We start from the raw sequence: 21,712 nt of genomic DNA, 5'->3' as shown, positions 1-21,712 counted from the left end.
TATGTACTCGTCAGACCAGACCTACCAACTCCAGAAACGCACCACAGACCTGCTTGCACTCGTTCAAAAATCAAAAACGGGCCTGGAGGAGTGGCTGGAAAAAGGCGGCAAGAAAGGGGACCACCTGGAACAGCTGAGGGACGTATTGCGCTTTCACGAGTACCGTTATGCCATTTTAAATGACCCGCTGATCTCCGACTTCGAATATGACAGGTTGTACAAGGCGCTGGAAAAAGCCGAGGCGGCGCATCCCGGTCTCGTGACGCCGGACTCCCCTACCCAGCGGGTCGCCAGCGGGCTGACGAAGGAATTTCCGACGACGCAGCACCTGGTGCCGATGCTGTCGCTGGAGAACTCCTATAACGAGGACGATCTTCTGGACTGGGACCGCAAGGCCCGGGAGCTCACGGGGCTGGACCAGCTGGAATATTGCATCGAACCCAAATTCGACGGCGCCAGCATTTCCCTGACCTATGAGAATGACCGGCTGCTGAGGGGGTTACGCGGGGTGACGGGATCGCCGGGGACGAGATCACGACCAATATTAAACAGATACGGTCGGTACCGCTGTCGGCCGCTTTTTCGCGCTATGGCATACAGCTGGTGGAGATCCGCGGGGAAGTATTGATGAACAAGAATAGTTTCAAAAAATATAACGACTCGCTGGCCGAGCAAAATCTGCCTCCGCTGGCCAATCCGCGGAATGCGGCGGCCGGCAGTCTGAGGATAAAGGACCCGAAAGAGGTCAGCCGGCGGAATCTCGAAGCCTTTCTCTACCACGTCGCCTATTTTACGACGATAGAAGGTTTCCAGGTGGTGGACGGCCATATGGCCGCGCCCGGAGAAGAGCCGACGGGAGAAACACAGGAAGGGGACAAACCGGCCGCCGCCGGTCAAAGCGGCCGGCAGAGCTACCGGTGCATGAGGCGTTGAAGAGTCACAGCGGGTCTTTAAAAATGTTATGGGACCTTGGATTCCGCAGTCCGCAGAAAGAGCGGCGGGTAGTGAAGGGGATCCGCGCAGTCGTCGACTACTGCCACGAGTTCGAGGCAACGAGGGATGATCTGCCATACGAAATAGACGGCATGGTCATCAAGGTCAATTCCATTGCCCTTCAGGACAAGATGGGGATGACGACCCACCATCCGCGCTGGGCCATCGCCTTTAAGTTCAAGGCGCGTCAGGCAACCAGTACCCTGAGGCGCGTAGAATTCCAGGTAGGCAGGACCGGAAGTATCACGCCGGTGGCAAAGATCGATCCCGTGCCGCTCAGCGGGGTCACGGTCAGTTCGATCTCCCTGTTCAACGAAGACGTCGTCCGGGAAAAGGACCTGATGATCGGGGACCAGGTTCTCGTGGAAAGGGCGGGAGACGTCATACCTTATATTGTAAAGCCGCTGACCGAGGTCCGGACCGGTAATGAGACGCGTATCGTATTCCCGACGAAGTGCCCGGTCTGCGATCACCCGCTGGAAAAACCGGAAGGTGAGGCCGTGTGGCGCTGTGTCAATATCAACTGTCCGGCCCAGGTAGTCGAGCGGATCATCCATTTTGCGAGCAAGGATGCCATGGATATCCGCAGTTTTGGAGACGCCAATGTCCGAAAATTCTATGAGCTGGGTTTTCTGAAGGACATACCGGGCATCTATCGTCTTCCGTATGAAAAGATACAGACGCTGGAAGGTTTTGGCGCCAAAAGCGTCAGCAACCTGCAGTCTGCGATAGATGCGTCCCGGCAGCAGCCGCTGCACCGGCTGATCTTCGGCCTTGGTATCCGTTATGTCGGAGAGACTACGGCGAAGACGCTGGCCGCGGCGGTCGGCAATCTGCGGGAGTTTGCGGACTATTCGCTGGAAAGCCTGCAGAATCTGGAAGACGTCGGGCCGAAAGTAGCGACCAGTGTGTACCAGTTCTTCCACAATCCCGACAATCTCCGTCTGCTGGACCAGCTGGAGGCGCTTGGACTCAGTCTGAAAAGCCAGAAATCCGCGGCAACGGGTGGAGGCAACCTGAATGGTCAAACGTTCTTATTCACCGGGACCCTCAACCGGCTCAAACGGTCGGATGCCGAGGAGACTGTCGAGAAGAACGGAGGGAAACTACTGAGTGGTGTAAGCAGTAAGCTCAACTACCTGGTAGTGGGTGAAGACGCGGGCAGCAAGCTGGAAAAAGCTAAAAAAATACCGTCTATTCAAATACTCACGGAGGACGAGTTCATCAGGCTCCTTGCGGTCCCGGGTGCCAGTTCCTAACAGCAACCAATGGCCTGGCGAGGGACCCGGCAAACCCACGCAAAAACCACGCGGCGCGCCAAAAACATATAAGAATATTTTCTTACGTTACTGGTAAATCGAAATTCTTTTTCGTAACTTTAAGAAAATTGATAGGCATGATTAGAAAACTCACCGGCGAAGTGTGGAAACCATTGCAGTTTCCCGGCTGGAAACAACTCCGAAAAAAGTATGCACTATCTTCCCTGGGCCGTGTTGCCAGCTACTCGGAAGACGTGCTTGACGATGGAAAATTGCTTAACGGCAGTTTGACCACTGGCTACAAGACATTGAACCTGCACCGGCCAGGCAACAACGGAACGCTCTACATTCATCGTGAGATCGCCCGTTTGTTCCTGCCGAAGTCGACGCAGAAGCACAAGTATGTGATCCATCAGAATCACAACAAGCTGGACAATGCCTCGAAAAATCTGAAGTGGGCAACGCTGGAAGAAATGATCGACCACCAGCAGAAGAGTCCTGCCAAGATCGCTTACAAGAAGGTTCAGGCGAACCGGACTGTGGGATTGAAGCTGACTGCATCTCAGGTGAAAACGATCAAAAAGACGCTTACCAGCAAGAACAGGCAGCTGACCATTAAGAAGCTGGCTGAAAAGTACAAGGTCAGTGAAATGACCATGTATCGGATCAAGAGTGGGGAGAACTGGGGAAGGATCAAATAAACTCCTCTCCATTCCCGGTAGTAAAAAGAAAGAACCGTTAGACAGGTGTTAACCGATAGACTGAGAACACAAAACTATGCTGCAAGCTTCCACGGTCAAGTTCCTGAAAGACCCTAAAAAGAACAACAACAAGCCCTGGTTTGAAAAAAATAAGCAAGTTTACCTGGATGCAAAAGAAGATGTCGAACTTTTTGTAGAGCAGGTGATCGAGGGTTTTGGGAAGATAGACGCTGATATAAAGCCCCTCCACCCGAAAGACTGTACTCTACCGCATCTACCGCGATGTCCGATTCTCCAGTGACAAAACTCCTTATAAAACGAACATGGGCGCTTACCTCAACAAGGGCGGCAAGAAATCGCCGACGGCCGGTTATTACATGCACGTCGAATCTGGTCGAAGCATGGCCGGTGGTGGGCTATGGATGCCCATGGCTCCGGAACTCAGCAAGGTCCGGCAGGAGATAGATTATAACTATGCGGAATGGTCGAAGATCATCGGTGACCGAAACTTTAAGAAGGTCTTTCCGGATGGTCTCGAAGAGGAAGAGAAATTGTCAAGGCCGCCCAAGGGCTATGACGACGAGAACCCTGCCATTGAGTTCCTGAAATTAAAAAGTTTTATTGTAACCCGGACTTTTACGGATGCCGAGGTTCAAGCCAAATCCTTTCTGAAAGAAATTATTAAGACCTTCCAGGCGATGGATGTTTTTGTTCATTTTCTGAATCGCGCACTCGAGTAACAATTATTGACGCCGGATTCCGTCCGGTATGACCTTATACATCGAAAAAGTAAAGCCCCCGAAACCGGGGGCTTTTTCTTTGCGCGGGCCATGAGGCCGGTGCGAATGAACTTGTCCAGTTCTGAGAGGAGTTTCTTTCCGACGAGGTATTCTGCTATCTGTACCGCATTGGTAGCAGCACCTTTCCGGAGGTTATCACTTACTACCCACATATTAAGTGTGTTGGGCTGCGTCTCGTCCCTTCTCAGCCTTCCGACGAACACTTCGTCTCTTTCGTGCGCGTCTTTGGGCATGGGATATTGCTGGGTGGCGGGATCGTCGACGACGACTACGCCGGGGGCGTTGCTGAGCAGCGCTTTTACTTCCGCCAGGTCGAAATCGTTCTCGAACTCGACGTTGACGGATTCGCTGTGACCGCCCATAACAGGTATCCTGACAGTTGTAGCCGTAACACGTATCGAATCGTCACGCATGATCTTTTTGGTCTCGTTGACCATTTTCATTTCTTCCTTGGTATAGCCGTTGTCGAGGAAAACGTCGATCTGGGGAATGGCGTTCAGGTCGATCGGGTATTTATAGGCCATTTCACCCTGTACACCCTTTCTTTCGTTCATCAGCTGGGTTACGGCCTTGACGCCGGTGCCGGTGACGCTCTGGTAGGTGGATACGACGATCCTTTTGACCTTGTAGCGTTTGTGCAACGGATTGAGGGCGACGACCATCTGGATGGTAGAGCAATTGGGGTTGGCGATGATCTTGTCTTCGCTTGTCAGGGCATCGGCGTTGAGTTCGGGGACGACGAGTTTCTTGGTGGGGTCCATGCGCCAGGCGGAGGAGTTGTCAACTACCGTAATGCCTGCTGCGGCGAATTTGGGCGCCCATTCGAGGGAGGTGCTGCCGCCGGCGGAGAAGAGGGCCACGTCGGGTTTGGCGGCGATCGCGTCGTTGGCACTGACAACCTTGAATTTCTTTCCCTTGAACTCGACTTCCTTTCCGATGGACCTTTCGGAGGCCACGGGGAAGAGTTCTGTAACGGGAAAATTCCTTTCTGCCAATACCTGTAACATTTTTGTTCCTACCAGGCCGGTGGCGCCTACAACTGCGACTTTCATTGTTTTTTCTGTTTTTGTTTATAATTCACCGCGGCCTTCGGGACCGTGGTTGATTTGGCCCCGGGGGCCGTAAAAAAGAAGCCTTCCACTGCGGGAAGGCTCTTATTATCTTGTCATACAAAACAACTAAAGCTTTTCCCGCCGCGGGAAGCACTTCTTTGTCTGCTTTGTATGTTTCATTTTTGTCATTACGGGGCCAAAAGTAAAGAGGAAGATAAATAAATCCAAATTTTTTCTTTGGACCGCCGGTTCACCGCGGTTCACGCAGTAAGGGTAATCCAGGGTTCGGTGAACTAGACCAGCTTGATATCAAAGTTCACGAGATCCACAAACTGCCGGATCCTTGCGTCGATATCCGCGCGCGTGACCTCTTTCAGCCTGTTCGGTCCAAACTTCTCCACGCAGAAGGAAGCCATAGCCGAACCGACGATGATCGCGGTCTTCATATTTTCGAAAGAGATGTCGCGGGTCGCGGCTATATGTCCCATAAAGCCACCTGCAAATGTGTCCCCTGCGCCGGTGGGGTCGAATACCTCTTCGAGGGGCAGAGCCGGAGCAACAAACACCTGGTCGCCGTGGAAGAGGAGGGCACCGTGTTCGCCCTTCTTGATGATAACGAATTTGGGCCCCATCTTCATGATCGCGCGGGCCGCCTTGACGAGGGAGAACTCCCCGCTGAGCTGGCGGGCTTCGCTGTCATTGACTGTCAGAACGTCTACCATCGTGATCAGTTGCTTCAGATCGTCCAGGGCGTTGTCCATCCAGAAGTTCATAGTGTCCATAGCGATCAGCTTTGGGCGCTGCTTCAGCTGTTTGATCACGTTGATCTGGAGACTGGGCAGGATATTTCCCAGCATCACAAACTCGCTGCCCTGATAGCTGGCGGGTACGACGGGGTTGAAATCGAGAAAACAGTTGAGGTCGGTGACCAGGGTGTCCCGGGTGTTCATGTCCATATGGTACCTGCCCCTCCAGAAGAAGGACTTTTTGTCCTTTACCCTTTCGACGCCCTCGAGATTGACGCCGCGTTTGGCCAGCTGGTCCAGCTCTTCCTGGTCGAAATCATAACCGACAATGGATATCTGGTTGATGGGTTTTACGAAATTGCTGGCCGCCCAGGCTACGTATGTGGCCGCGCCGCCTACGATCCAATCTGTCTTTCCAAAGGGGGTCTCAATGGCGTCATAGGCCATGGATCCGACTACAATTAATGACATGAAGCTTTATTTTATCTTGAATTAAATGTCTCTTCAATGGCGAAGCTGAATCCGGGGAACCCGGATTTGGGCTGCAACTTAGCTAATAATTGACTAACAGTCGTTAGCATTTTATTATATTTGCGGGACACGCCCGGCCGGGAGCCATGTGTATCATTCATGGGACCCCGCGGACGCAGGGAATAAAAACTATGGCCAAGATCCAAAGCAAGCGGAACAGCACCAAGAAAGAGGTGATCATCGAAAAGGCATCCCGTCTATTCCGGGAGAAAGGGTTCGGGGCTGCGTCCATGCGCGATCTGGCGGAGCACGTGGGGGTGGAGGCCGCGAGCCTGTACAACCATATCCAGTCCAAATCGGAGATCCTGCAGACCATCTGTTTCAAGGTGGCCAACGAATTCATGACCAACCTCGAGGCGGTGGAGGCAAGTAACCAGTCTACCCTGAAGAAGATGGAGTCCATTATCCGGCTGCATATCCGGATGATGCTGGACCAATACGAATTTGTGTATATCGCCGACCATGAATGGCGGCATTTGCCGGAGCCCTATCTGTCCAACTTCCTCAACCAGCGGCGCAACTACCGCAAACGGCTGGGAGATATTCTCGAAGACGGCATCGGCAAGGGCGAAATAAAGCAGATCGACCCCTATACCGCCGTCCTGGTGATCCTGTCCGCCATCAGCGGGATAGACTCCTGGCAGCGCAGCCGGAAGAGCACCAGCGCCGAGGCTCTGGAGACGAATATGGTCAAATATCTCATAGAAGGATTAAAGAAATAAAGTGGCCAGTCATTTCAGAACATTAACAATAAAGGACATCCGCCGTGAAACGGCCGATTGCGTATCGATAGCGTTCGATGTCCCCCCCGAACTTAAAGAAGAATTCCTCTTCCACCAGGGACAGAACGTTACCGTCCGCCTGCAGATCGACGGGCAGGAAGTGAGACGCTCCTACTCCATCTGCAGCAGCCCGCTGGACGGCGAACTAAGGATCGCCGTGAAGAAGGTTCTGGCCGGGGTCTTCTCCACCTACGCCAACGAGCAGCTGCGGAAAGGACATACGCTCGAAGTGTTACCGCCAACCGGGAAATTCTATACGGAACTGGCGCCCGCGAACCGCAAACACTATCTGGCCTTCGCCGCGGGCAGCGGGATCACGCCCGTCCTCTCTTTGATAAAAACCACGCTGGCCCTCGAACCCGACAGCAGCTTCACCCTCGTCTATGGCAACCGGCAGCGCCAGTCCATCCTTTTCCGCGAGGAACTCGAGGCCCTGAAGAACCGCTATATTCAGCGGCTTAGCCTGCACCATATACTGAGTCGCGAGCAGATGGATATCCCCCTGAACCAGGGACGGATCGACGTCAGGAAATGTGAGGAGCTGTGCGGTCGCCTTATCGATCTCCCCACAGTCGACGAGGTCTTTCTGTGCGGGCCCAGCGAGATGATCTTTGCTGTGAGGGACTGGCTGGAGCAGCAGGGAATGGACCGAAAGAAGATACATTTCGAACTGTTCCAGACGCAGAGCGGTGAGCCCGGGGCAGGCCGCGAACTGGCAGGAAAGAAGGCCCAGGAGGCGGGCCTGGCGACGGAAAAAGGCAAGGTAAGCCAGGTCACGGTGAGGCTGGACGGGGTTAATCACGAATTCCAGCTGCCCTATGACGGGGGATCGATACTGGACGCCGCCCTGATGGAGGGAGCCGATCTTCCCTTTGCGTGCAAGGGCGGGGTTTGCTGTACCTGCCGGGCCAAACTGATCGAAGGAAAAGTGGAGATGGAGGTCAACTATGCGCTGGAAGCGGATGAAGCTGGCGGCGGGATTTATCCTGACCTGTCAGTCTCACCCGCGAACCGAGAAGGTGCTGATAGACTTCGATACAAAATAAAAGAACAAACCCCGGCCAAAAAGACCGGGGTTTGTCACAATTATCAATAGCCCGTATTCTGAGTGAGCAAAGGGTTCAGGTCGATCTGGGTCTGGGGCACCGGGAAAAGAAGCCGGAAGTCCTGTACATTATACAGCGTATTGCCGCTGGCGTCCTTTTGTGCGTTCATCACCGCCTTGGCGCGGCCGGTGCGAAGAAGATCGAACCAGCGCTGCCCTTCAAAAGCCAGCTCGAGCCTTCTTTCGTTGTCGATCGCCAGCGTCATATCCGCCTGGCTGGCGGCTACGACGGGACCAATTTTTGCGCGGGCACGCACCTGATTTACCATCAGCGCCGCGTTCGCCAGATCGGACTTATTGTTGTAGGCTTCAGCCCTCAGCAACAGGATATCCGCCAACCGGATCATGTACATATCGTTGTAGCCGTTGTTGGGGTCCGTATATTTGGACATTACAGGATAGTTGGTCGGCGTCGTCCAGTATTTATCCGGCCAGCCATAGTTGACAAAGGTGATCGAAGCGTTTAACCGCGCCGTATCTCCCTCTGCATTGAAGGCTTTGACAAGATCATTGGTGGGTGTCATGAACTTTTTGTATCCCGCGCCCTGAAACAGCGAGGGCACCCAGTTGCCAACACTGCTGCTATATCCATCGTACGTAATCTCCCAGATCGACTCACTATTGTCTTTGTGATTAATATCGAACAGATCGGCATATCTGGGCATCAGTCGGTAGTGCGGGATGACCTGGTCACAATAGTAAGCCACGGAATCCCAGTTGATGGGGGCCTTTGTCGCATACACCTTGGCCAGCAAAGCATTGACGACACCCTTTGTGACCGTATATTTGGAAGGGTCAACGCCGGGATCAATAACCGTCCCTTTCGCGGCCCACAGGTCGGACAGGATGGCCGCAAAGACCGAATCGACCGGCGAGCGGAGGCCGCCCGATGATTTGATCAGCGACTCCGAACTGCTGGCGTCGATCGGGTTGATCACCAGCGGAACCGCGCCCCAAAGACGAACGAGGTCGAAGTATTCAAACGCGCGCATGAATTTTATCTGCCCCAGAATCTGGCTCTTCATGTCGGCCGTCAACGACGGGTCCTTACTTGCGGCTACCTGGAAGAGTGCGTTATTGGCTGCGCCGATAACAGAATAATAGTCACTCCAGTCACGCGTGATGTTCGAGTTCAGTGAATTGAACGTAAAATTGTCCTGAGCGATATTGTCCTGGTTGTCTCCGCCTGCATAGCAGTTGTCCGACATTACGTCGCCGTTGTTGATCCGGTCGAACACGTTCACCTCGATACCAGGCCCGTACCCGGCCCCTTTAAATGCACCATAAACGCCCTGTAGCAAACTCTGTGCGCCCGTCAGCGTGACGGATGAATCCGAGGCATTGGGCGTAACGACCTGGGTAATAGGTTTTTTATCCAGCAGCTTGGTACAGCCCGACAGCGCCAGCATCAGCAGTGCTCCCCAAAGGGCGGTACCATTTATTTTTATTATTGTATGTCTCATGATCGATCTTTTATAGAAGTTATTTTAAACTGATGTTCAATCCGACGAGGAATAATTTGGATTGAGGATAGGCTCCGGCGTCCATTCCAAGGGAAATATTCCTTGTGTCGTTGTCGCTGCTCGCGGTGCCGTTGGGATTCACTACGACGGGACTACCTGTGGAATTGACCTCGGGATCGAAGCCCTTATAGCTGGTGATCGTGATCAGATTGTTAGCCGAGACGTAGATACTGGCTGCCGCGAGGCCCAGTCTGTCGATCCATTTCTTGTCGAACTTGTAGGAGAGCGTAATGGTCTTGAACCGCAGATAGGAACCATTCTCCAGGAAGCGGGTCGAGATAAGAGAGTTGTTGGTCCAGCCTACACCGGGAATATCGGTGACGTCTCCTTTTTTCCTCCATCTGCGCAGGATAGCCGCGCTCTGGTTGGCCGAGTTAAGCATCGATTCGGCTTCCATCCTTCCCACATTGTAGATCTTATTTCCCTGTGAGCCCTGAATAAATACCGTCAGGTCGAAATTCTTGTATGACACATTATTTGTCATGCCGTAGGTGAATTTCGGCTGAGCATTGCCGATAAAACGACGGGAGCCCGGGTCCGGATTGTCCGACAAAGTATCCGCGTTGGTCTGATACAGCTCGTGTCCCGTATTGGGATCGACTCCTTTCGAGACATATCCAAAGAACTCACCCAGGCCATATCCTGTCGCCAGGGAAATGGCGTGCTGAGGAGTGCCTGCGCCGTTGAGGCTTACGTCGCCATAGATAGGAGAATTCTTGATCCCGTAAAGGAGACCGGTCACTTTGTTACGGTTGAAAGAGATGGTGAAGTCTGTGCTCCAGCGGAGATCGCCGTGGACAACATTCTTTGTGGAGACCAGGAACTCTGTTCCTATATTCCGCATGGTAGCTCCGTTGACCGGGGCGTTCTTGTAGCCGGACTGGGCGGGCAGCGGTACGTCGTATAGTACGTCTTTCGTGTTCTTGATATAAAAATCTCCGGAGAAGAAGATCCTTCCGTTAAAGAACGAGGCGTCAACGCCGACATTGGTCTGCGTACTCGTTTCCCATTTCAGCGTCAGCGGCGCCGTGGAATACGGCGTGGTAGCTCCATTGGTGGCGGAGTCATTGCTCACCGTAATATTATAAAGGGGCAGATAGGCATAACTGCCGATGCCTTCCTGGTTGCCGTTCTGACCCCATCCGGCCCTCAGCTTGAGTTCGTTGATAAAGTCTACCTTCTTCATAAAGTCCTCGTCCGAGATCCTCCATCCTGCGGAGAAGGAGGGGAATACGGCCCTCCGGTTGCCCGGTGCGAACTTGGAAGAATTATCCGAACGCAGGTTGGCCTGGATCAGGTATTTCCCGTCGAAATCATAGGAGATCCTGCCCAGATAGGATACGAGCGCCCATTCATCGATCGTGGTCGTTCCCGGCTTGTGGATGGAGTCCCGGGCAAGGCTGGCGTCCCAGTCGAGGAGCCGGTATTCATTCGCCAGGTGTGAGCCGCCGATCGTCACGTTCTCGGTATGCGCGTCCTGGGCCGTCCAGCCCGCCAGCGCTGTGACATGGCTTCTTCCCCAGGTGGCGGTATAGTTGAGGGTCTGCTCACTCAGCCAGGTAAGGATGTTGGAGGTGGTCTGCGAGTGATCGCTGGGGTTGGAGGTAGCGATATTCGAAGTAAGGAAGGGGTCCCTAAAGCTGCGGGCACGGATATCCTGATAGTCGAGACCAAACCGCGACTGGAAAACCAGCCCCTTGAACAAATTGATGTTTACACCCATATTGGACAGCAGACGATCGTTGCGAAAACGGGTGTATCCGCCATAGATTGCGCCGTAGGGATTGGACCATCCTTTCAGGGGATTGTATCCGATGCGGCCGTCGGGTTCGTATTTAGGGACCGTAAAAGGTGTCTCAAGCGCGGACAGCACTACGCCGCCGTTGGCGACGCCGACATTATCCGTCACCCCGTTGGTATATGACCGGGAGAGAATGTTACTGGTTATAAAGGTCAGCCAGTCATTAGCTTTTGTCGTGAGGTTGACCCTGGCGGTCAGCCTTTGAAAAGTAGCCGGCTTTACGATCCCTTTCTGGTTGAGGGTAGCCAACCGAGATATAGTGCTGTGACTTCTCGGAGCCGCCGGCAACAGACATCTCGACATTCTGCTGGTTGCCGTGCTGAAAGACCTCTTTTGGCCAGTTGACGTTGTTGGCCTGTACCATTGAATCGGTCACGGCAACAACAGGCGCATTCAGCTCGTTAGCGTAGTCCTGATACTGCTTGCCGTTCAGTACGGGCAGCATTTTCGTCGTCGACGAGATCCCTGCGTAGGCATTCACATTGATCCTGGATTTTCCGGCCGTGCCTTTTTTGGTAGTGACGACGACCACGCCGTTGGCGGCCCGGGTTCCGTAGATCGAAGCGGAAGCCGCGTCCTTCAGGATGGAGATGCTCTCGATGTCGTTCGGACTAAAGGCCGATATATCCGTCATCGGGATACCATCCACTACGTAGAGAGGATCATTACCCGCGCTGATGGAGGAGGAACCGCGTACCCGGATGGTCAGTCCGGCGCCGGGCTTTCCCGAGTTGGAGACCACCGTCACACCGGCTGCCTTTCCCTGCAGCGCCTCTCCGGCGTCCACGATCGGGCGATTTGCGATATCAGCGGCCGTCACCGTCGAAACGGCGCCGGTCACGTCTTTTCTCCGCTGGCTGCCGTAGCCGATAACCACTACTTCATCCAGCTTTTTCTCGGCCGCTGTCAGCTGGACATTGATCACGTTCTTGCTGCTGACTGGTACTTCTTTATCTGCGTACCCGATGTAGGAAAAGACCAGGGTTGCGTTCTCTTCCGCGGTGATGGAATACTCCCCTTTCAGACCGGTGGAAGTACCGTTGACCCCGCCTTTCACCTGTACCGAAACGCCGGCCAGGGGCTCGCCCGAAGTCCCTGTTACTGTACCCGTTATACGGATGGCTTGTTTGATACCACCTCCGGCCATGACGACTATAAGGTTATTTTCCAGGAGTTTGTAGGTAAGGTCTGTGCCTACAAAAAGATGTTGCAGGGCGGTTTTCAGGTCTGTGTTATAGAAATTGACGTCGACCTTCTTCTTCAGGGAAGCCAGGTCATAATTATAAAGGAACCGGAATTCTCCCTTCTTTTCGATCTTATTCAACACTTTAGCTATTTCCGTCTGCTGCATGTTCAGCGTGATCGAACCCTGACCGCGGACGTCCGCTTTTGCCTGAAGGAGACCAAACAGGAGAAACAGAATGGAAAGCTTCATAATAACGAAGAGTTTAAATAGCAATCGTCTACCCCGCCTTATTGGGGGTTGCAAATTTTTCATACTTTTAGCATTAAGGATTATCAAATAGGAAACGCAGACCGCCCTCCCAGTTGGTCATATGTTTCCGTTGTTAACTCTAACGGGGAATGCGCTAACATTTCCCGTTTTTTCTTTAAGCGCGTCCGGATTTTTGTCCCCTACGCGAGACGTCTTCATATTTTATTTTTTCGCATACAATTCGATCTCGTTGCCGTTGATCTTGTACATAAAGGCTGTGGCCGAGGTTAGCTGTAAGGCCTGAATGGCTTCTTCTATCGTTTCGTTCGCGAAGGCGCCTCCGAATCGGCAGCTGCTGAGGCTGGAATCGCGTATGGTGATCCTGACGTTGTACCAGCGTTCCATTTTCTCCGCCAGTTCGCTGAAATTGTCGCCCTGGAATACCAGCCGGTTGTACATCCATGCTGTCTCTACCTTGTTGCTGTCCGGAATGTTGATGGGGATGCTGTTGACGGCGATATCCGGCTGCGGAGCGGTGCGAAGGCTGATCTTGTTCTGCGCAGTTGTCGCGATGGAAGAAGCGATCCTGTTGAAGACGAGTTTTTCATTGGGTTTGAGAATGACCCTTGCTGTGTTTGGATTATCCTTTCTGCTGACCTCGATGGAGCCGTTGAGCAGCGTCGTTTCGATGGTCGGGTCCTGCGGGTAGGACTTGATGGTGAAGGAAGTCCCCAGCACTTTGACGTCGAGGGAAGAAGTATGAACGATAAAGGGGCGTTTCGCGTCCTTTGTCACGTCGAAAAAGGCTTCGCCTTCGAGGGCTACTTCCCGTGATCCCCTGTTAAAATCGTTGGTGTATTTCAGTTTGCTGCTGGAGTTGAGCCATACCTGGCTGCCGTCGGGCAGGACAAGACGGGTGCGGGTACCTGCTTTGGCCAGCACTTCTTCGTGATTGGCCGATGGGGCCGGCGACGGTGAGTTGAAGCGGTTCCGGTAGAGGCTCCAGCTGAGGAGACACAGGGCTATGACGGAAGCGGCGATGGACGATATATAAAGAAGCCTGCGTCTTCGAAGGGGACGGATGACGGCGCCGGTCGGGGCGTCTTCTGCAGGTGGGGTGTCGCCGCCCAGTATTCTGCGAAATCTGTTCTCGAAATCGGGATCTTCTGCGGGCTTGCCGGTCGACGCTGACGGCAGGTCGCCAAACCGAGGAGTGAAGGATGCTATACAGATATTGTTTGTCCGGGGATTGGTCAAGCAGCGAATGGAGTTCGTCCACCTCTTCGGGGGTCGCCTCGCCGGAAAGACGGCGGGACATCAGTATCCATAAGCGGTTGTCCTGGTTCATAATTTTGGTCTTCGGCCGGGCCGCGCTGCGGCTCAATGGCTCTTCGGTCATTAAGACAAATAACGCGGATGCATCTACTAAGAGAAAGTCAAAAATATTTTTACAGGCAGTAAAATGATGTCTATCAGCCGTTTGTGGATTTGGTCTTTTTGTTCCCGATCGGAAAATCGAAGTCCGACTCGATGGATGTGCTTATTCTTTTGACGGCGATGGCCATCTGTGCGTCGATGGTGTTGACGGAGATATTCAGGATCTCTGCTATCTCCTTATATTTAAGACCGTCCTCACGGACGAGTTTGAAGATCATCTTGCAGCGGGGTGGCAGGGCTTCGACGGCCTTTTGTATCTTCTGATGGATCTCGGCCGTGATGAGTATTTGTTCCGGCGTCACCGAAGAATCATTGAGCCCGACGTGGATATGGTCGAATGGTTCGGTGATGCTCTGGCGGGCTTTTTGGGACAGGTAGTTGAGAGAAGAGTTTTTAGTGGCGGTGTACAGGTATACGCGAATGTTGCGGATGGAGGGAAGGTTCTCCTTTTGCTGCCAGATACGGACGAATACGTCTTCCACGATCTCTTCGGCGGATTCCCGGGTCTTTACGAGGGCCAGGGCGAAATGATAAAGTCGTTTGTAAAAGCATGCATAGAGATGCCTGAACGCAGTCTGATCTCCGTTGGAAACAAGTTGCAGCAGTTCTGGCGGGCAAGAATCGTTCAAATTAAGCTCATTCTCCATAAGGAAAGGCTCTCGTTCTCTTGAATTTTCTCTTTGTTTATTCTAACGTAAAATTATTTATTCCGGTTGGAATAAATATAACTTATTTATTTCTTAGGGTTAGGGTTGGCGTCTCACGGTGTTCGGATCGCGCGACGCGGTGATCTGGGAGCACGCGATTTGGTGTCCGGGTTGGTCGTCCGCCACAAAACTAACACTTGTTAGCTTATGGCAAAAAAAGTATCTTTGGGGCAAACGAAGCCGTATGTCTTTCATTGAGTTCGAAAAAACTTTCCTGGACAAAGTGGACCAGGACATCCGCATCGAGCCAAAGGACTGGATGCCGGATGCCTACCGTAAGACCCTGATCCGGCAGATCTCGCAGCACGCCCATAGTGAGATCGTGGGTATGCTCCCCGAAGCCAACTGGATCACGAGGGCGCCCAGCCTGAAAAGGAAGGCGACGCTGATCGCCAAGGTGCAGGACGAGGCGGGGCATGGGCTTTATCTCTATTCTGCCGCGGAAACGCTGGGTATCAGCAGAGAGGAGATGATCGGACAGTTACACAATGGTAAGGCCAAATATTCCTCCATATTTAATTATCCTACTTTGACCTGGGCGGATATGGGAGCCATCGGGTGGCTGGTGGATGGCGCTGCCATCATGAACCAGGTGCCCCTGTGCCGGGCGTCCTATGGTCCTTATGCCCGGGCGATGGTTCGTATCTGCAAGGAAGAGAGTTTTCACCAGCGCCAGGGGTTCGAGATCCTGCTGGTCCTGAGCCGGGGAAGCGAGGCGCAGCGGCGGATGTGTCAGGATGCGATCGATCGCTGGTGGTGGCCTTCCGTGATGATGTTTGGTCCCAGTGACGACGCTTCGCCGAATTCCGAGCTGAGTATGCGCTGGAAGATCAAGCGTTTTTCGAATGACGAGCTGCGGCAGCGTTTTGTGGACATATGTGCGGAGCAGGTGAAGCTGCTGGGGATGACGATCCCCGACAAGGATCTGAAGTGGAATGAGGAGACGGGGCATTACGACTTCGGCCCGATCGACTGGGAGGAGTTCCGGAATGTCATCAGTGGCAATGGTCCCTGCAATAAGGAAAGACTGGAGGCGCGGGTGAAGGCTCACGAGGACGGGGCCTGGGTCAGGGAGGCGGCGCTGGCCCATGCGCAGAAACGGGCTGTAAAAGAGGAGGCGGCATAATATGGAAAAGAATCAAAATAATTTGGGAGGCGCGGATCGTGGCCCGGGAGGTGGAGATCGCGGCGTCTGGCCGTTGTGGGAGATCTTTATCCGGAGCAAGCAGGGGTTGGACCATAAGCATGTGGGAAGTCTTCATGCGGCCGATGCGGCGATGGCCATCGAAAATGCGAGGGATGTGTATACCCGGCGGATGGAGGGGGTCAGCATCTGGGTAGTGGAGAGCAAATATGTTCATGCTTCCAATCCGGATGAGGCCGGTTCTTTTTATGATCCCGCCAATGATAAAGTATATCGTCATCCGACCTTCTACGATCTGCCGGATGAACTAAAACATATGTAAGATGATGAAGGAGTCACTTATCGATTATACGCTGCATCTGGCGGATAATGCGCTGGTGCTGGGTCATCGCAACAGCGAGTGGACGGGGCATGGGCCGATACTCGAACAGGATATCGCCCTGTCGAATATTGCGCTGGACCTGATCGGCCAGGCGAGATATCTTTATCAGTATGCCGCGGCGCTGTTGAATGCGGGCCACGAGCAAGGCGTGGGTGCAGTGTCGGGGGTGACCGGTGCGACAGGGGTGGCCGCCGTGCCGGCGGGTGTCGCGACCGAGGATGGTCTGGCCTATCTGCGGGATAGCTGGGATTTTAAGAATTGTCTGCTGGTCGAGCAGGACAACGGGGACTGGGGGAAGACCATTCTGCGGCAGTTCTTTTTCAGCGCTTACCAGTATTATTTCTACCAGCAGCTGCAGGAAGGGAAGGATCGGGACCTGGCGGCCGTCGCCGAAAAATCGTTCAAGGAGGTCAGTTATCATCTGCGCTGGAGCAGCGAGTGGGTGATCCGGCTGGGTGATGGCACGGAAGAAAGTCACCGGCGGATGGTCGGTGCGCTTGACCAGCTGTGGAAGCTGACGGGTGAATTGTTCGCGCCTGCGTCCTATGAGAGAGCGCTGGAGGCGGGGGGATCGCCGTGGATCTTGCTGCGCTGCGACCGGCGTGGGAAGATCGGGTCGGTGACGTTTTCCGGCAGGCGGGGTTGGTTATGCCCGACGCAGGGTGGCAGCAGACGGGGGAAAGGAAGGAAGGCATACCGAGCATCTGGGGTATTTGCTGGCAGAGATGCAATTTTTACAAAGAGCATATCCGGGCAACGAATGGTAGATACGGTGAAGATATGGTCCCTTTTAGAACAGGTCAATGACCCGGAGGTTCCGGTGTTGTCGATAGTTGATCTGGGTATTATAAGGGATGTGAGGGAAGTGAACGAAACCATACCCGAGGTCGTGCTAACGCCGACGTATAGTGGCTGCCCGGCGATGGACGCGATCCGGATGAATATACGGATGGTTCTGCTGAGCAACGGTTACCCGGATGTCCGGCTGACGACGGTATTGTCTCCGGCCTGGACGACGGAGTGGATGAGCGAGAAAGGGAAAGAGAAGCTGAAGGCTTATGGCATAGCGCCTCCCCTGCCTTTGCAGCAGGTGTGTCATCCGGGTCTTTTTGTAAGGGAGGAAGCGGTGGCCTGTCCGCGCTGTAATTCCTGGCATACCACGCTGATCAGCGAGTTTGGGAGTACGGCGTGCAAGTCGTTGTACCGTTGTGAGGATTGCGGCGAACCTTTTGATTACTTCAAATGTCACTGATCATATGTCATCTATTTTATTTGAGATCAAGGACCGGGTCGCCTTTATTACACTGAACAGACCCGATAAGCTGAATTCATTTACCCGGGAAATGGCCTTATTGTTACAGAACAGGCTGGACGAGTGCGCGAGCCTGCACGAGGTAAGGGCCGTTTATCTGACCGGTGCGGGGAAGGCGTTCTCTGCGGGTCAGGATCTGGCCGAGATCGTTGCCCCTGATGGTCCGGGTATGGATAAGATACTGAGCGAGCACTACAACCCCATTATAACGCGGATACGCAACCTGCCAAAGCCGGTGGTGGCGGCGGTAAATGGTGTTGCCGCGGGCGCCGGGGCAAATATTGCGCTGGCCTGCGACATTGTGGTGGCGGCGCGATCGGCGAGTTTTATACAGGCTTTTTCAAAGATCGGGCTGATACCCGACAGTGGCGGAACATGGTTCCTGCCCAGGCTGGTGGGATGGCAGAAAGCGATCGGGATCGCGATGCTGGGAGACAAGATCAGTGCGGATGAGGCGGAGAAGATGGGGATGGTGTACAAGGTAGTGGAGGATGAAACGTTTTCGGAAATTTCAAGGGGGATTGTGATAACTTTGGGTGGAGCTGCGACGAAGGCGCTGGCTTATACAAAACACGCCTTCAATTATTCCGCGGTAAATACACTGGAGGAGCAGCTTTTGCTGGAAGATGAGCTGCAGCAAAAGGCTTCGATGACAAAAGACTATGCGGAGGGGTGAAGGCCTTCCTCGGGAAAAGGCCGCCGGCGTATAAGGGAGAATGAGTCTCTCCAATCCAAAAAACAAAATTTATGCTGTACGAATTTAAAGGGTTCCGGCCTTTGGTAGATCCTTCTGCTTTCGTGCATCCCCAGGCTGCTGTCACCGGGAATGTCACCATTGGAGAGAATGTCTATATCGGTCCCGGCGCTGCTATTCGCGGCGACTGGGGCGGCATCGTCATAGAGGACGGCTGTAATGTCCAGGAGAATTGTACGATCCATATGTTCCCGGGTGTGGTGGTGAGGCTGAGGGAGGGCGCGCATATCGGACACGGGGCGATCATCCACGGCGCGCAGATCGGGCGGAATTGTCTGATCGGGATGAACAGCGTTATCATGGACAATGCCGAGATCGGCGACGAGTGCATCATCGGTGCGCTGAGCTTTGTCAAGGCGGCGGAGAAGATCCCGAAGAGAAGCGTGGTGGCTGGCAATCCGGCGAAGATAATCAAGGAGGTCAGTGACGAGATGCTGAACTGGAAGACGGAGGGGACCGCGATTTATCAGGCGTTGCCCGGGGAGATGAGGAAATATTGGGGGCCGGTGGAGGGAGGGGCCCCTGCATCCGGGGGGCCCAGCGAGATCAGGTTGGAGAAAGGGAAGGAGTATGACTACAAGCCGTGGAAGGATAGTCATTCCGGTGAAAATAAGGTCGGGGAGGCTGTGCCGGCATATGGAAGGCAATGGCATACTACTGAACAATACTTTATCATCGAAGACAGCTCACCGGTGAAGCACGAATACCATAAGGGCCAGGTCATAGCAATGGCTTCCGCCACCTTTGATCATAATCTCATCTGCAGCAACCTGCTATTCAGGTTGCGTTCGCGATTCAGTGACAAAACCTGCCACGTACTTGGCAGCGATATGCGGGTCTTTATCGAAGCGGAAGACCTGTTCACCTATCTAGACGCATTGATCTTTTGTGGTGAACCGGAATTTCGGCAAAACGACCAATACAATCTTATGAATCCAAAGGTACTATTCGAGGTGCTGTCCCCTTCTACGAAAGGCTACGAAAAGAACACGAAATTTGAATTGTATAAGAGCCTGCCTTCTTTCAGGGAATATATTTTGATCGACTCCAAAATGGTGATGGTGCAACAAATGGTCAAAAATGCGGAGGGAGTATGGCAGTCACGAAGAATCGAAAGTCTGGAGGAGGATCTTCTGATCGAGACGACGGGTACGAGGGTACCGCTTAAGGAAATATATGAGGAAACGCGATTCCAAAGCTGACACATGGTTAAGCGCTTTCTCCCCGGATAAAGCCGCTTTCGGCGGGTTAAAAGAAGTATCTTTGCAGGCCAAACATAAACAGGGACTCAGTAGTGGAGAAATCAAACTTTGTCGACCAGATCAGGATCTTTTGCAGAAGCGGGCACGGAGGTGCTGGCAGTAAGCACTTTATGCGCACCAAGTTCAGTGCCATGGCGGGGCCGGATGGCGGTGACGGGGGCCGCGGGGCGCATATTATCCTGAAGGGAAGCAAGCACTTGTGGACCCTGCTGCATCTGCGCTATTACAAAAATGTCCTGGCGGAGAATGGAGAAGGGGGAGCGGCAACAACTGCACAGGCCGTTTCGGGAAAGATATCTATATCGAGGTTCCACTCGGCACTGTGGCAAGGGACGAGGAGACGGGAAAGGTCGAGGCCGAGATTCTGGAAGATGGCCGAGGAGATCGTGTGGCTAAAAGGGGGCCGGGGTGGTCTTGGCAATGCGAATTTTGCTACGCCTACGAACCAGGCGCCGGAGCACGCCCAGCCGGGACTTCCTGGCGTCGAAGGCTGGAAGGTATTGGAGCTGAAGGTTTTAGCCGATGTCGGTCTGGTGGGTTTTCCCAATGCCGGTAAGTCTACTCTGCTTTCCGTGATCACGGCGGCCAAGCCGAAGATAGCGGACTACGCTTTTACTACCCTGACCCCTCAGCTGGGGATGGTGGATTACCGGGACGGCCGGTCGTTCTGTATGGCTGACCTGCCGGGCATCATCGAGGGTGCGGCCGAGGGAAAGGGTCTGGGACACCGATTTTTAAGGCATATCGAGCGGAATCCTGTTCTGCTGTTTATGATACCCGCGGACAGCAGCAACCACGGAGAGGAGTTCAGGATATTGCTGAACGAGCTGGAGAAGTATAATCCGGAGCTGTTGCACAAACGGTTTGTGATCGCTATCAGCAAGAGTGATATGCTGGATAATGAATTGAAGCAGGAGATCGCGAAGGAGCTGCCGGCAAGTGTTCCGCATCTTTTTATCTCTTCGGTTACACAGCAGGGGTTGGTGGAATTGAAAGATCTTTTGTGGAAGATCTTAAATGAGGATCCGGTGACGGGTGGGGACCAGAAGAGTCCTGGGGTGACGGTGTGAGCCGGGGGGTTGTGAGGGTGAACCCGACAGCGATCGTCAAGCACTTATGTATTGTGTTTCAAAAAATGTATTGAGCTTAACATTTTTTTCATATTGAACTATTGCAATTAATCAATTTTGGACATATTTTTGCTCTTGTAAATATGTCTCTCCTCTCAGCCTGCCATTCGATTGTTGTGCCGGCGATTGACTCCAGCCTCTTAAATTATTCAGTTTTCTTCTCCGACTGTTTGCCGCGTGCCTTTTTGAACCTTCCCGACTGTTTGCCGCCGACCGGCTTGTCTTTTCTCCGATTGCTGACTCCTGATTGTTTCTTCGATTGCCGGCTCTTGCTCTCTTCGATTGCTGGTTCCTGATTGGCTCGTTGATTGCGTTTTCAGCCTCTCTATTACTTCCCGCCATGAGAGTGTTTCTTCCGATTGTATCTGCCTCTACTACCCTGCTGCCATAGCGATTCTTGTCGAACGGGTTGCCCCATATCCTTAACAGTCATTAAAAACCCATTATATGAAGTCGCTATCTATCGCTGTTTTCGGCAAGATCTTTTTTGGAGTTTGTTTTGTCCTGGCTGCTGCAACAGTGTCTGCCCAATCGACCGCCACGGGTGCTGGTTCAACTGAGAATGCAACAGTAAAATATCTCGGGCCTCAGGAAGACCTGATTGTGTTTACCGTTAGTTACGCCAATCCTGACGGCGGTAAGTTCCAGGTGATCGTAAAGGATCAGGATGGGACGCAGTTATACCAGAACGTTTTTAGTGACAAGGCTTTTTACAAGCAATTCAGGTTGCCCAGGGCCGACCGGGACAGGCTGGTGTTCATCATTCGTAATGGCAGGGACGCCGACGTGGTGAAGACTTTTGAAGTAAATGTGAACAGCCGTGTGACGCAGGAGGTTTCCGTCAGGAAGTTGTAAT

The 21,712-nt window shown here is 53.3% G+C and carries 20 protein-coding genes and 1 pseudogene; 14 read left to right on the top strand and 7 right to left on the bottom strand.

All coding sequences use genetic code 11. From position 1 onward, the window contains the following. Window position 1 precedes the first annotated feature (1 nt). The 5 genes and pseudogenes from ACQ86N_RS46420 to ACQ86N_RS46400 all read left to right on the top strand — a co-directional run bounded on the left by ACQ86N_RS46420 (window position 2) and on the right by ACQ86N_RS46400 (window position 3,693). Window positions 2-933 (top strand): annotated as a pseudogene (locus tag ACQ86N_RS46420) (hypothetical protein). A 23-nt stretch (window positions 934-956) separates the two neighbouring features. Next, window positions 957-2,252 carry an NAD-dependent DNA ligase LigA gene (ligA, locus tag ACQ86N_RS46415; RefSeq protein ID WP_431212997.1) on the top strand — a complete coding sequence of 432 codons (1,296 nt, stop codon included), beginning with the start codon at window positions 957-959 and terminating at the stop codon, window positions 2,250-2,252. 137 nt (window positions 2,253-2,389) lie between these two features. Further along, on the top strand, window positions 2,390-2,953 hold the full coding sequence (locus ACQ86N_RS46410; protein WP_431212996.1) for an NUMOD4 domain-containing protein: 564 nt from the start codon (window positions 2,390-2,392) through the stop codon (window positions 2,951-2,953). A gap of 76 nt (window positions 2,954-3,029) precedes the next feature. Further along, window positions 3,030-3,254 carry a DUF2461 family protein gene (locus ACQ86N_RS46405; RefSeq protein WP_431212995.1) on the top strand — a complete coding sequence of 75 codons (225 nt, stop codon included), beginning with the start codon at window positions 3,030-3,032 and terminating at the stop codon, window positions 3,252-3,254. Then, window positions 3,226-3,693 carry a DUF2461 domain-containing protein gene (locus ACQ86N_RS46400; protein WP_431217877.1) on the top strand — a complete coding sequence of 156 codons (468 nt, stop codon included), beginning with the start codon at window positions 3,226-3,228 and terminating at the stop codon, window positions 3,691-3,693. Before ACQ86N_RS46405 ends, ACQ86N_RS46400 begins: the two co-directional genes overlap by 29 nt. Here ACQ86N_RS46400 and ACQ86N_RS46395 read toward each other — a convergent pair. Together ACQ86N_RS46395 and ACQ86N_RS46390 are read right to left on the bottom strand one after the other, a co-directional pair. Next, entirely contained in the window at window positions 3,666-4,805 is a 1,140-nt protein-coding gene (locus ACQ86N_RS46395) for an aspartate-semialdehyde dehydrogenase (RefSeq protein ID WP_431212994.1), read from the bottom strand. The two genes, ACQ86N_RS46400 and ACQ86N_RS46395, sit on opposite strands and share 28 nt — an antisense overlap. A gap of 293 nt (window positions 4,806-5,098) precedes the next feature. Next, the gene (locus ACQ86N_RS46390; RefSeq protein WP_431212993.1) at window positions 5,099-6,022 is read right to left on the bottom strand and encodes a PfkB family carbohydrate kinase; all 924 of its coding nucleotides are present in this window, start codon (window positions 6,020-6,022) and stop codon (window positions 5,099-5,101) included. A gap of 191 nt (window positions 6,023-6,213) precedes the next feature. Here ACQ86N_RS46390 and ACQ86N_RS46385 point away from each other — a divergent pair, with 191 nt between their 5' ends. Further along, the gene (locus ACQ86N_RS46385) at window positions 6,214-6,804 is read left to right on the top strand and encodes a TetR/AcrR family transcriptional regulator (protein ID WP_431212992.1); all 591 of its coding nucleotides are present in this window, start codon (window positions 6,214-6,216) and stop codon (window positions 6,802-6,804) included. 1 nt (window position 6,805) lies between these two features. After that, window positions 6,806-7,960 carry a 1,2-phenylacetyl-CoA epoxidase subunit PaaE gene (paaE, locus tag ACQ86N_RS46380; RefSeq protein WP_431212991.1) on the top strand — a complete coding sequence of 385 codons (1,155 nt, stop codon included), beginning with the start codon at window positions 6,806-6,808 and terminating at the stop codon, window positions 7,958-7,960. Here the strand turns inward: paaE and ACQ86N_RS46375 are convergent. From ACQ86N_RS46375 to ACQ86N_RS46355, 5 genes are all read right to left on the bottom strand, one after another. Continuing rightward, window positions 7,954-9,432, bottom strand: coding sequence for a RagB/SusD family nutrient uptake outer membrane protein (locus ACQ86N_RS46375; protein WP_431212990.1), 1,479 nt, complete (start codon window positions 9,430-9,432; stop codon window positions 7,954-7,956). The two genes, paaE and ACQ86N_RS46375, sit on opposite strands and share 7 nt — an antisense overlap. A 19-nt stretch (window positions 9,433-9,451) precedes the next feature. Then, on the bottom strand, window positions 9,452-11,542 hold the full coding sequence (locus ACQ86N_RS46370; RefSeq protein ID WP_431212989.1) for a SusC/RagA family TonB-linked outer membrane protein: 2,091 nt from the start codon (window positions 11,540-11,542) through the stop codon (window positions 9,452-9,454). After that, a complete protein-coding gene (locus ACQ86N_RS46365; protein ID WP_431212988.1) occupies window positions 11,457-12,728 on the bottom strand; it encodes a TonB-dependent receptor plug domain-containing protein in 1,272 nt (423 codons plus the stop codon). Before ACQ86N_RS46365 ends, ACQ86N_RS46370 begins: the two co-directional genes overlap by 86 nt. A gap of 222 nt (window positions 12,729-12,950) precedes the next feature. Then, window positions 12,951-13,985 (bottom strand): FecR family protein, encoded by a 1,035-nt coding sequence (locus tag ACQ86N_RS46360; protein WP_431212987.1) that lies wholly within the window; start codon window positions 13,983-13,985, stop codon window positions 12,951-12,953. Between the two features lie 215 nt (window positions 13,986-14,200). Beyond that, complete coding sequence (locus ACQ86N_RS46355; protein ID WP_431212986.1) at window positions 14,201-14,794, bottom strand: RNA polymerase sigma-70 factor; 594 nt, start codon at window positions 14,792-14,794, stop codon at window positions 14,201-14,203. A 262-nt stretch (window positions 14,795-15,056) separates the two neighbouring features. Between ACQ86N_RS46355 and paaA the strand changes: the two genes are divergently transcribed. The 7 genes from paaA to ACQ86N_RS46320 all read left to right on the top strand — a co-directional run bounded on the left by paaA (window position 15,057) and on the right by ACQ86N_RS46320 (window position 21,711). Next, entirely contained in the window at window positions 15,057-15,998 is a 942-nt protein-coding gene (gene paaA, locus ACQ86N_RS46350; protein ID WP_431212985.1) for a 1,2-phenylacetyl-CoA epoxidase subunit PaaA, read from the top strand. A gap of 1 nt (window position 15,999) precedes the next feature. Further along, the gene (gene paaB, locus ACQ86N_RS46345; protein ID WP_431212984.1) at window positions 16,000-16,338 is read left to right on the top strand and encodes a 1,2-phenylacetyl-CoA epoxidase subunit PaaB; all 339 of its coding nucleotides are present in this window, start codon (window positions 16,000-16,002) and stop codon (window positions 16,336-16,338) included. 1 nt (window position 16,339) lies between these two features. Then, window positions 16,340-17,650 carry a 1,2-phenylacetyl-CoA epoxidase subunit PaaC gene (gene paaC / locus ACQ86N_RS46340; RefSeq protein ID WP_431212983.1) on the top strand — a complete coding sequence of 437 codons (1,311 nt, stop codon included), beginning with the start codon at window positions 16,340-16,342 and terminating at the stop codon, window positions 17,648-17,650. A 4-nt stretch (window positions 17,651-17,654) separates the two neighbouring features. Beyond that, complete coding sequence (locus tag ACQ86N_RS46335) at window positions 17,655-18,386, top strand: enoyl-CoA hydratase-related protein (RefSeq protein WP_431212982.1); 732 nt, start codon at window positions 17,655-17,657, stop codon at window positions 18,384-18,386. Window positions 18,387-18,457: 71 nt separating this feature from the next. Next, entirely contained in the window at window positions 18,458-19,666 is a 1,209-nt protein-coding gene (locus ACQ86N_RS46330; RefSeq protein WP_431212981.1) for a Uma2 family endonuclease, read from the top strand. Window positions 19,667-19,758: 92 nt separating this feature from the next. Continuing rightward, complete coding sequence (gene obgE, locus ACQ86N_RS46325) at window positions 19,759-20,796, top strand: GTPase ObgE (protein ID WP_431212980.1); 1,038 nt, start codon at window positions 19,759-19,761, stop codon at window positions 20,794-20,796. A gap of 507 nt (window positions 20,797-21,303) precedes the next feature. Further along, window positions 21,304-21,711, top strand: coding sequence for a hypothetical protein (locus ACQ86N_RS46320; RefSeq protein WP_431212979.1), 408 nt, complete (start codon window positions 21,304-21,306; stop codon window positions 21,709-21,711). The last annotated feature ends 1 nt before the right edge of the window (window position 21,712 follow it).

Source organism: Puia sp. P3 (assembly GCF_050632245.1).
GTDB lineage: Bacteria > Bacteroidota > Bacteroidia > Chitinophagales > Chitinophagaceae > Puia.
This window is presented reverse-complemented; position numbering and strand designations above follow the sequence as displayed.